9 protein-coding genes are annotated in these 11,284 nt (G+C 70.0%); 5 read left to right on the plus strand and 4 right to left on the minus strand.

The window, feature by feature from the left end; genetic code table 11:
- Positions 1–126 precede the first annotated feature (126 nt).
- Positions 127–1,893: a glycosyl hydrolase family 28-related protein gene (locus ACZ601_RS33480; RefSeq protein WP_469544973.1), complete on the plus strand. Its 1,767-nt coding sequence runs from the start codon at positions 127–129 to the stop codon at positions 1,891–1,893.
- Positions 1,894–1,960: 67 nt separating this feature from the next.
- Positions 1,961–3,880, plus strand: coding sequence for a glycosyl hydrolase family 28-related protein (locus ACZ601_RS33485; protein WP_469544975.1), 1,920 nt, complete (start codon positions 1,961–1,963; stop codon positions 3,878–3,880).
- 186 nt (positions 3,881–4,066) lie between these two features.
- Here ACZ601_RS33485 and ACZ601_RS33490 read toward each other — a convergent pair whose 3' ends face one another.
- From ACZ601_RS33490 to ACZ601_RS33500, 3 genes are all read right to left on the minus strand, one after another.
- Entirely contained in the window at positions 4,067–4,873 is an 807-nt protein-coding gene (locus ACZ601_RS33490; protein WP_469544977.1) for an SAM-dependent methyltransferase, read from the minus strand.
- A gap of 65 nt (positions 4,874–4,938) precedes the next feature.
- Positions 4,939–5,643, minus strand: coding sequence for a glycerophosphodiester phosphodiesterase (locus ACZ601_RS33495; RefSeq protein WP_469544979.1), 705 nt, complete (start codon positions 5,641–5,643; stop codon positions 4,939–4,941).
- Between the two features lie 23 nt (positions 5,644–5,666).
- The gene (locus ACZ601_RS33500) at positions 5,667–6,701 is read right to left on the minus strand and encodes an adenosine deaminase (RefSeq protein WP_469544981.1); all 1,035 of its coding nucleotides are present in this window, start codon (positions 6,699–6,701) and stop codon (positions 5,667–5,669) included.
- Between the two features lie 124 nt (positions 6,702–6,825).
- Between ACZ601_RS33500 and ACZ601_RS33505 the strand changes: the two genes are divergently transcribed.
- Entirely contained in the window at positions 6,826–7,602 is a 777-nt protein-coding gene (locus ACZ601_RS33505; RefSeq protein WP_469544982.1) for a DUF4190 domain-containing protein, read from the plus strand.
- A gap of 90 nt (positions 7,603–7,692) precedes the next feature.
- Here the strand turns inward: ACZ601_RS33505 and ACZ601_RS33510 are convergent, their stop codons facing one another.
- Positions 7,693–8,253: an NADAR family protein gene (locus ACZ601_RS33510; protein ID WP_469544984.1), complete on the minus strand. Its 561-nt coding sequence runs from the start codon at positions 8,251–8,253 to the stop codon at positions 7,693–7,695.
- A 206-nt stretch (positions 8,254–8,459) separates the two neighbouring features.
- On the opposite strand from ACZ601_RS33510, the gene ACZ601_RS33515 reads away from it, so the two are divergent.
- Positions 8,460–9,974 carry a gamma-aminobutyraldehyde dehydrogenase gene (locus ACZ601_RS33515; RefSeq protein WP_469544986.1) on the plus strand — a complete coding sequence of 505 codons (1,515 nt, stop codon included), beginning with the start codon at positions 8,460–8,462 and terminating at the stop codon, positions 9,972–9,974.
- Between the two features lie 43 nt (positions 9,975–10,017).
- A complete protein-coding gene (locus tag ACZ601_RS33520; RefSeq protein WP_469544987.1) occupies positions 10,018–11,268 on the plus strand; it encodes a polyamine ABC transporter substrate-binding protein in 1,251 nt (416 codons plus the stop codon).
- The last annotated feature ends 16 nt before the right edge of the window (positions 11,269–11,284 follow it).

An 11,284-nucleotide genomic window follows, 5' to 3' on the forward strand; every position in this document is an offset into this window, starting at 1 on the left:
TCGAAAATTTGCAAACTCTGAGCGACATCTTGTGTTCATGTGTCCGTGATGCTTGAGTGACAGGCGCTTCCCCCGCCCCCCACCTCCCCCACCGGGAAGCACCAGTCACAGCAGAAATGGAGTGTCATGCGCACGTCATCCCCCACGCGCAGTTCGTACGTCCTCGCCGTCGCGGTCGCCCTCGTGGGCACGGTCATCGGCGTCACCGGCCAGGCCTCCGCCCAGCGGGCCCCGGAGCCGAGAGCGGCGGCAGCGGCCGGAGCGACCCTCCCGTTCAGCTCCACGGAGGCGGAGTCCGCCTCCACCACCGGCCAGAAGATCGGCCCCGACTACACCCAGGGCACCCTCGCCTCCGAGGCCTCGGGCCGGCAGGCGGTGCGGCTGAGCAGCGGACAGAGCGTCGAGTTCACTCTCGACCGGGCCGCCAACGCGGTGAACGTCGCCTACAACGTGCCCGACGGGCAGAGCGGTTCACTCGCCGTCTACGTCAACGGCACCAAGCTCGACGCGTCGCTGGCCGTCACCTCCAAGTACAGCTACGTCGACACCCCCTGGATCGTCGGCGCCAGGACCCACCACCTCTTCGACAACGCCCGCCTCCTGCTCGGCCGCGACCTGGCCGCGGGCGACAAGGTGAAGCTGGAGGCCGCGTCCACCGAGGTCACCGTCGACGTCGCCGACTTCGAGCAGGTGGACGAGCCCGCCACCGCACCCTCCGGCGCGGTCTCCGTCGTCGACAAGGGCGCCGACGCCACCGGACAGCAGGACTCCACCCAGGCCTTCCGCGACGCGATCACCGAGGCCAGGGCCGGCGGCGGCACGGTATGGATCCCGGCGGGCGACTTCAAGCTGGACTCCGAGCTGAGCGGCGTCGAGAACGTGACGATCCAGGGTGCCGGCAGCTGGCACTCGGTCGTGCACGCCTCCCGGTTCATCAACCAGAGCAGTTCGGCCGGCAAGGTCACCATCAAGGACTTCGCGGTCGTCGGAGAGGTCACGGAGCGGGTCGACAGCAACCCGGACAACTTCGTCAACGGATCCCTCGGCCCGGACTCCCGGGTGAGCGGCATGTGGCTGCAGCACCTCAAGGTCGGGCTCTGGCTGACCGGTAACAACGACAACCTGGTCGTCGAGAACAACCGCATCCTCGACACCACCGCGGACGGACTGAACCTCAACGGCAGCGCCAAGGGCGTGCAGGTGCGCGGCAACTTCCTGCGCAACCAGGGCGACGACTCGCTCGCCATGTGGTCGCTGAACGCCGCCGACACCGACTCCACCTTCGCGAACAACACCATCTCCCAGCCCAACCTGGCGAACGGCATCGCCATCTACGGCGGCAGCGACATCACCGTCAAGGACAACCTGATCAGTGACACCAACGCGCTGGGCAGCGGCATCGCCATCTCCAACCAGAAGTTCGCCGACCCGTTCTTCCCCCTCGGCGGCACCATCACCGTCTCCGGGAACACCCTCGTACGCACCGGGGCCGTCAACCCCAACTGGGGTCACCCGATGGGCGCGCTGCGCGTGGACGCGTACGACAGCGCCATCGAGGCGAACGTGAACATCACCGACACCACCATCACGGACAGCCCCTACAGCGCCTACGAGTTCGTCTCGGGCGGCGGCACCGGCCAGGACGTCAAGAACGTGACCGTCGACGGGTCGGCCGTCGACGGCGTCGGCACGGTCGTCGTGCAGGCCGAGACGCCCGGCGCCGTGACGATGTCGAACGTCACCGCCACCGGGACCGGCGCGGCAGGCGTGTACAACTGCCCCTACCCCGAGGGCTCCGGCACCTTCACGCTCACCGACGGCGGCGGCAACACCGGCTGGGACACCACCTGGGACGACTGCTCCGCCTGGCCCGAACCGGACACCGGCAACTAGCAGCACCCCCTCCACAGGCACCATCCCCCACACGCACCATCCCCCCACACCGAGAGGAACGCACGCTGTGACAAGGAGAGACTGGAGCCGGCCGGGCATCGCCGTCGCACTGGGCGCCGCCCTGACCGCCGCATGGCTCGTACCGGCCGCGCACGCCGCGCCGGTGGCCCCCGAGCCGTCCGCCGCCGCGGCCGCCCGCGGCGCCGCATCCCCGTTCACCGAGTACGAGGCGGAGGACGGCGGCTACGACGGCACCCTGCTGGAGACGGACGCCACCCGCACCTTCGGGCACACCAACTTCGCCACCGAGTCCTCGGGCCGCAAGTCGGTACGGCTCGACTCCACCGGCCAGTACGTGGAGTTCACCTCGGCCGGCAGCACCAATTCCATCGTCGTCCGCAACTCCATCCCCGACGCGCCGGGCGGCGGCGGCCAGGACAAGACGCTGAGCCTCTACGCCGACGGCACGTTCGTGCAGAAGCTGGACCTCTCCTCCAAGCACAGCTGGCTGTACGGCAGCACCGACGACCCGGAAGGTCTGACGAACAACCCCGGCGGCGACGCGCGGCGGCTGTTCGACGAGTCGCACGCGCTGCTCGACAAGACCTACCCACAGGGCACCACCTTCCGCCTCCAGCGGGACGCCGGTGACGACGCCGCGTACTACGTCGTCGACCTGGTCGACCTGGAGCAGGTGGCGCCGCCCGCGAGCAAGCCCGCCGAGTGCACCTCGATCACCGAGTACGGTGCGGTGCCCGACGACGGGAAGGACGACACCGACGCGATCCAGGCGGCCGTCACCGCCGACCAGAACGGCGAGATCGACTGCGTGTGGATCCCGGCCGGGCAGTGGCGCCAGGAGCAGAAGATCCTCACCGACGACCCGGAGAACCGCGGGGAGTACAACCAGGTCGGCATCAGCGACGTCACCATCCGGGGCGCCGGGATGTGGCACTCGCAGCTGTACACGCTGACCGCGCCGCAGGACGCGGGCGGCATCAACCACCCGCACGAGGGGAACTTCGGCTTCGACATCGACGACAACACCCAGATCTCGGACATCGCGATCTTCGGCTCCGGCACCATCCGGGGCGGTGACGGCAAAGCCGAGGGCGGCGTCGGCCTCAACGGCCGCTTCGGCAAGAACACCAAGATCAGCAACGTCTGGATCGAGCACGCCAACGTCGCCACCTGGGTCGGCCGCGACTACAGCAACATCCCGGAGCTGTGGGGCCCCGGCGACGGACTCGAATTCACCGGGATGCGCATCCGCAACACCTACGCGGACGGCATCAACTTCACCAACGGCACCCGCAACTCCTCCGTCACCGACTCCTCCTTCCGCAACACCGGGGACGACTCGCTGGCGGTGTGGGCGAGCAAGTACGTCAAGGACCCCTCGGTCGACGTCGGCCACGACAACGTCTTCAGCGACAACACGATCCAGCTGCCCTGGCGGGCCAACGGCATCGCTGTCTACGGCGGCTACGGCAACAGGATCGAGAACAACCTGGTGTCCGACACCATGAACTACCCCGGCATCATGCTGGCCACCGACCACGACCCGGTGCCCTTCTCCGGGGAGACCCTGATCGCGAACAACGGGCTCTACCGGACCGGCGGCGCGTTCTGGAACGAGGACCAGGAGTTCGGCGCGATCACGCTGTTCGCCCAGGGCTCCGGCATCCCGGGTGTCACCATCCGTGACACCGACATCGAGGACTCGACGTACGACGGCATCCAGTTCAAGACCGGCGGCGGCGAGATCCCGGACGTCAAGATCAGCAACGTGAAGATCTCCGGGTCCGCCAACGGCTCCGGCATCCTCGCCATGGGCGGGGCGCGAGGCAGCGCCACGCTCACCGATGTGGCGATCAGCGGCTCGCGCGACGGGGACGTGACCGTCGAACCCGGATCTCAGTTCGTGATCAACGGGGCCGCGACCGGGTCCTCCGCCGGGGAACGGGGGAGTGGCCGGGGCCGTTAGCGGCTCGCGGCGCGGGCTCCCAGGGCGTGTCGTCGAACTGCCGTCTGCCGTGCGACCGCCATGCACGCACTCTCGCCCTGGCCCCGCCGCCGCTCACCGTGCCGCCCGGATCCGTGTCGCCGGATCCGGGCGGCATCCTGCTCCGCCTCGCCGGACCGAGGCCGAGCAGGCAGCGGCCCGCCGCACTCAGCGCTTCCGTGCCACCGCGCCGAACTGGGCGACCTCGGCCGCCCGGGTGCCGGGCGCGGGGCGCCAGTGCGCGCACGAGACGATGCCCGGCTCGACGAGATCGAGACCGGTCAGGAAGGCGGCGAACTCGAAGCGGCTGCGGGCGGTGATCGGAGGCGTGGCGTTCTCGTTCCAGAACCGCATCGCCGCCTCGTTGCCCTCGCCGCCCAGCTCCAGCGTGGGATGGGTGAGGACGAGGTAGCTGCCGGGCGGCACCGCGTCCATCAGCCGCCGGACGATGCGCAGCGCCTCGTCCGTGTCGAGGACGAAGTTGAGGATGCCGAGGAGCATGACCGCGACCGGCCGCCCCAGGTCGAGCGTCCGCCGGGCCGCCCGCAGGATCTGCTCCGGATCGCGGGCGTCCGCGTCGAGGTACTCGCTCGCGCCCTCCGGTGAACTGGTGAGCAGCGAGCGGGCGTGCGCCAGGACGATCGGGTCGTTGTCGACGTACACGACGCGGGCGTCCGGCGCGGTGTGCTGGGCGACCTCGTGGGTGTTGTCCGCGGTCGGCAGCCCCGTGCCGATGTCCAGGAACTGGCCGATGCCCGCGTCACCGGCCAGATACCGCACCGCCCGCCCCAGGAACGCCCGGTCGGCCCGCGCCACCTCTTTGATGCTGGGGTACATGCCGGTGACCCGGTCGCCGACGGCCCGGTCCACCGGGAAGTGGTCCTTGCCGCCGAGCCAGTAGTTCCAGACCCGGGCGTTGTGGGCGACATCGGAACGGACCTGGGCTGGCAGGGAGTTGCGGTGGGGGACGGGCACGTCTGCTCCTCTGGCGCCGGGCCTGGCATCGGGACGATGAGGTGGCGTCCATGATGCCGGACCGATCAAGAGGAGGCGTGGTCCGGGGAGTTGGCGATCAGCTTGTGCAGTACATCGACCCGGTTGGTGGTGATGGAGTCCACCCCGTGGAGCAGCAGCCTGCGCATGGTGCGACCGGTGTCCGCCGTCCAGGCCGAGACCAGCAGCCCGTCCCGGTGGTTGCGGTCGGTCAGCTCCCGGCTCACCAGGCCGAACCGGTAGTTCAGCCAGCGCGGCCGTACCGCCTCCAGCAGCGCCGCCCGTGGCGGCGCGAGGGTCGTCCAGGTCATCGCGATCTCGGCGGACGGTTCTGCGGCCCGTACCCGCAGCATCGCCTCGGGACCCGCGCAGTAGTAGGCCCGCTCGCCGGCCCCGCACTCCCGTACCGTACCGACGATCTTCCGTACCGAGGCCTCGGTGGAGCCGGGCAGATCGACCATGACGCGGTGCGCCCCGACGGCGAGCAGCGCCTCGCGCAGGGTCGGCACGCCGCCCGCCGTCAGCTCGGTCAGCTCCTGCCGGCTGAGCCGGTCCAGCCGCACGTCATGACCCCACAGCCGCTCCAGCGTGGCGTCGTGCAGCAGTACCGGCACACCGTCCCGGGTGACCCGGACATCGATCTCGACCGCGTCCGCCCCCCGTTCGAGGGCGGAGCGGATCGAGCGGAGGGTGTTCTCGCGGACGCGGTACGGATCGCCGCGATGCGCGACGGCGGTGACTGGGGTGGCCATGGGGCCATTGTCACCGCCCGGGGTCACCGGCCGGTGCCCGCCAGCCAGTCCGTCGTGTACGTGTCGATCTCTTCGGCCAGCCCGCGCTTGCCCGCCGGGTCGAGGAAGGATGCCTCGACGGCGTTCTTCGCGAGCGAGGCGAGCCCCCGCTCGTCGAGACCGAGGAGGCGGGCCGCCACTCCGTACTCGCTGTTGAGGTCGGTGCCGAACATGGGCGGGTCGTCGCTGTTGATCGTGACCAGCACACCCGCCTTCACCATCTCCTTGACCGGGTGCTCCTCGATGTCCGCCACCGCGCGGGTCGCGATGTTCGACGTGGGGCAGACCTCCAGCGCGATCCGGTGCTCGGCCAGGTGCTCCAGCAGCCTCGGGTCACGGACGGAGCTGGTGCCGTGGCCGATGCGCTCGGCGCGCAGCGCGGTCAGCGCGTCCCAGATCGTCTCCGGTCCGGTGGTCTCGCCGGCGTGCGGCACGGAGTGCAGGCCCGCCGCGATGGCACGGTCGAAGTACGGCTTGAACTGCGGGCGGTCCACCCCGATCTCGGGCCCGCCGAGGCCGAACGAGACCAGCCCCTCCGGCCGCAGGTCGACGGCGAGCCGGGCGGTCTCCTCCGCGGATGCGAGTCCCGCCTCGCCGGGGATGTCGAAGCACCAGCGCAGCACCACCCCGAGTTCGGCCTCTGCCGCCTTGCGGGCGTCCTCTATGGCCTCCATGAAGCCCTCCTCCGGGATACCGCGCCGGGTCGAGGAGTAGGGGGTGACGGTCAGTTCCGCGTAGCGGATGTTCTGCCGTGCCATGTCGCGGGCGACCTCGAAGGTCAGCAGCCGGACGTCCTCCGGGGTGCGGATCAGGTCCACGACCGAGAGGTAGACCTCGATGAAGTGCCCGAAGTCGGTGAAGGAGAAGTAGTCCGCCAGCGCCTCCGGGGCGGTGGGGACCTTGGAGTCGGGGTGTTTCGCGGCCAGTTCCGCGACGATGCGCGGCGAGGCGGAACCGACGTGGTGGACATGCAGCTCGGCCTTGGGCAGCCCCGCGATGAAGGGGTGCAGATCGGACATCGGATCCTCCGGGAGCAGGGGGTGGCGCGGGGCCCGGACATACGTGGGAACCGGGCGGCGGACGGAAGTCATCGTAGGACGGGGGCTGGCCGTAGCATGACGGGCATCACGATGGGGGAGGCCCATGTCAGACAACACAGAGCAGCCCGAGGACGGGGCCGTGGCACGCGATCCGTGGGCTCCGCCGGACAACAGGGTGCCGCTGGACAAGAAGAGCCCCCCGGAGACCGGCCCGCCGGCGGTGCACGACCAGCAGACCGTCACCGCGATGCCGGGCGTCGACGGGCCGCAGGACGCCCCGGCAGGACCCGCGCCCACGGCCGGTTTCGGCCCGACGGCGGGCTTCGGCCCCCCGGCCGGCACAGGGCAGCCGTCCGCCCCGTACGGCTCGGGGGCCGTGCCGCCGCCGCCCGTGGGCCCGAACGGTCCCGGTCAGCAGGGCCCGCCGGCCGCCGGCCAGTACGGCTACCCGGTGGGACCGGCCCAGCCGCCCGCCGGTCAGTACGGCTACCCGGCCGCCCCGCAGTACGGCGGCGGCTACCCGGGCTACAGCGGTCAGACGGCGTGGGGTGCGGCGCCCGCGAACGGCATGGGCACGGCGTCGATGGTGCTGGGGATCCTCGCCGTCTGCCTTTTCTGCATCTACGGGATTCCCAGTCTCATCCTGGGCACGCTCGCGCTGATCTTCGGCATCATCGGCCGCAAGCGGGCCTCGCGCGGGGAGGCGGACAACGCCGGCCAGGCGCTGGCCGGGCTCATCCTGGGTTCCATAGGCATAGCCATCGGCGTCATCATCATCGGCGGCCTCATCTGGCTCTTCGCCACGCACGCGGACGAGTTCGACGACGACACCTACAACGACACCTACGGGACGTCCCTGGTCATCGAGGACGCGCGCTGACATCCCCGCCAAGCGGGGGCGCCTGCTACGGGGCCTGCTACGGGGGCCCGCTAGAGCGTGGAGCACACTCCACGCTCTAGCGGGCCCGTCTCATATGCCGTCCGCGCCGTCGCGCAGCGCGGCCCGCGCGTCCATCAGCGCGAAGCCGAGCAGATTCAGCCCCCGCCAGGTCGCCGGGTCCTCCGCACGCGGATCGTCCGCCGCCAGCCCGATGCCCCATATGCGGTCCATCGGACTCGCCTCGACGAGCACCCGCTCGCCCGTGCCCAGCAGGAACGCCCGCAGCGCCGGATCCTGGCCGAACTTGTGCAGGCTGCCCGTCACCACCAGCCCGTACCGCTCGCGCTCCCAGAGCGCGTCGTCGAAACCACGGACCAGCCGGCCCGTCTTCTTCGCCTCGGCCGGGCTCTTCGCCGCCACCGCACGGGTCTCCGCCTCCGCGTCACCGAACAGCCGCGCCTTGCCGGCCATCATCCAGTGCTCGGCCGACGCGTACTGCACCCCGTCGACCGCGAACGGTGACGGCCACCACTGACTGAGGCAGCTCGCCCCGATCTCCCCGTCCGCCCGCGGCCGGTGCCCCCAGAACCTCAGGTACTTCACTTTCTCGCCCCGCCCGGCACGCGCCACGAGCTCTTCCATGTGTCCCATGACACGTGAGTCTGGCATCCGCCACTGACACTACGTACGGGGAATTCCGCACTGACACGACACATGGTCGACAGATTCCGTTGCGTAACCAAAAGGCAACAACGGAATCACTTGTTGGGCTCCGCCCCCTCTGCCAGGATCGGCACTCAAATCGAGCAGGAGCTACGCCGCCCCGCACTCCGGGAACAGCGGCGGAGGAGAGCGTGATGGGCAACAGCTTCCAGGTACAGGACCGCTTCGCGGACGGCGCGCAGTACATCGGCGGAAGACTGCGACCCGGCACATCGGGACGCAGCCACGACGTGGTGAACCCGGCTACGGGCAAGACCGTCCACACCTACGAACTGGCTGGTACCGCCGACGTCGACGCGGCAGTCGCCGCCGCGCGTGCGGCCTTCCCCGGCTGGTCCGGAGCCACCCCGGCCGAGCGATCCGAGGCGATGCACCGGTTCGCCGCGGTCCTCGCGGAGCAGGCGGACGACTTCGCGTACGCGGAGTCCCTCCAGTGCGGCAAGCCGGTCAAGCTCTCCACCGAGTTCGACGTGCCCGGCACCGTCGACAACGCGTCCTTCTTCGCGGGCGCCGCCCGCCACCTGGAAGGCAAGTCCGCCGCCGAGTACTCCGGTGACCACACCTCGTACGTACGGCGCGAGGCGATCGGCGTCATCGGCTCCATCGCCCCCTGGAACTACCCGCTCCAGATGGCCGCCTGGAAGGTCCTCCCGGCCGTCGCCGCGGGCAACACCATCGTGCTGAAGCCCGCCGAGATCACCCCGCTGACCTCGCTGATGTTCGCGCAGGCGGCCACCGAGGCGGGCATCCCCGACGGTGTGATCAACATCGTCAACGGCGCGGGCAAGGACGCCGGTGAACACCTCGTCGGCCACCCCGACGTCGTGATGACCTCCTTCACCGGCTCCACCGCTGTCGGCAAGCGGGTCGCGGAGATCGCCACCTCCACCGTCAAGCGCCTCCACCTCGAACTCGGCGGCAAGGCCCCCTTCGTCGTCTTCGACGACGCAGACCTGGAAGCCGCGGTCCACGGAGCGGTCGCCGGCTCCCTCATCAACACCGGCCAGGACTGCACGGCCGCCACCCGCGCCTACGTCCAGCGCCCGCTGTACGACGCGTTCGTCCAGGGCGTCGCGGAGCTGATGGCGACCGTCCGGGTGGGCGACCCGTTCGCCCCCGACACCGACCTGGGCCCGCTGATCAGCCACGCCCAGCGCGACCGGGTCGCCGCCTTCGTCGAGCGGGCCCGCGCCTACGCCACCGTCGTCACCGGCGGCGAGGCCCCCGGGGGCGAACTGGCCGACGGCGCCTACTACCGGCCGACCCTGATCACCGGAGCGGCCCAGGACAGCGAGATCGTCCAGGCCGAGATCTTCGGCCCGGTGCTGGTCGTACTGCCCTTCGACACCGACGACGAGGGCATCACGCTCGCCAACGACACCCCGTACGGGCTCGCCGCCTCCGCCTGGACCCACGACCTGTACCGGGCCAATCGCGCCACCCGCGAGATCAAGGCGGGCTGCGTCTGGATCAACGACCACATCCCGATCATCAGCGAGATGCCGCACGGCGGATACAAGGCCAGCGGCTTCGGCAAGGACATGTCGTCGTACTCCTTCGAGGAGTACACGCAGGTCAAGCACGTCATGTACGACAACACCGCGGTCGCCCGCAAGGACTGGCACCGCACGATCTTCGGGGACCGATAACCCGGCCGGTAAGGCCGCACACCCACCCGAAAGGGCAACGCGCATGGAGCAGTACGAGCCCGAGCGTCTCTCCGCGGCCCAGCTGGCCGCGATGCGTCGCACTCTGACCAGCGGCAGGGGAGCTCTCACCCGCCGATCACTGCTGCGCGCCTCCGGTACCGGCGCGCTCACACTCGGCGGCCTCGGCGTGCTCAGTGCGTGCGGAATCCCTCCCGCCAAGCGGGAGGGGGACGCCGCGGCCGCCTCCGACGACCACTCGGCCAAGGAGAAGCAGGTCAACTTCTCCAACTGGACCGAGTACATGGACGTCACCGACGACGGCAAGCACCGGCCCACTCTGGAGCAGTTCACCGAGCGGACCGGCATCAAGGTCAAGTACACCGAGGACATCAACGACAACGTCGAGTTCTTCGGCAAGATCAAGCCGCAGCTCGCGGCCGGCCAGGACACCGGCCGCGACATCATCTGCGTCACGGACTGGCTGGCCGCCCGCATCGTCCGGCTCGGCTGGGCGCAGAAGCTCGACCCCTCGAACCTGCCGCACGCCTACGCCAACCTCTCGGCCCAGTTCCGCTCCCCGGACTGGGACCCGGGCCGCGCCTACTCCTACCCCTGGGCCGGCATCCCCACGGTCATCGCCTACAACGTCAAGGCGACCGGCGGCCGCAGGATCGACTCCGTCAGCCAGCTGCTCGACGACCCGAAACTCAAGGGCCGGGTCAGCTTCCTCTCGGAGATGCGCGACTCCATCGGCATGACCCTGCTCGACATGGGCAAGGACCCCGCCACCTTCACCGACGCCGACTACGACGCCGCGATCGGCCGGATCCAGAAGGGCGTCGACCGGAACCAGATCCGCCGCTTCACCGGCAACGACTACACCGCGGACCTCGACAAGGGCGACATCGCCGCCTGCGTCGCCTGGGCCGGCGACATCATCCAGCTCCAGGCCGGCAACCCCGACATCAAGTACGCGATACCCGCCGCCGGATACGTCATATCCAGCGACAACATGCTGGTCCCGGTGAAGGCACGGCACAAGACCAACGCCGAGAAGCTCATGGACCACTACTACCGGCCGCCGGTCGCCGCCGAGCTCGCCGCGTACATCAACTTCGTCTGCCCGGTCGACGGCGTCCGCGAGGAACTCGCCAGGATCGACCGGTCGATGGCCGACAACCCGCTGATTCTCCCGGACAAGAAGATGGCGGCCGCCTCGCACGCCTTCCGGTCCCTGACCGCAGAGGAAGAGACGGCGTACGAGGAGAAGTTCGCCAAGCTCATCGGCGCCTGACACCGCCCCGTCCCGA

The organism is Streptomyces sp. NPDC104307, assembly GCF_055584045.1.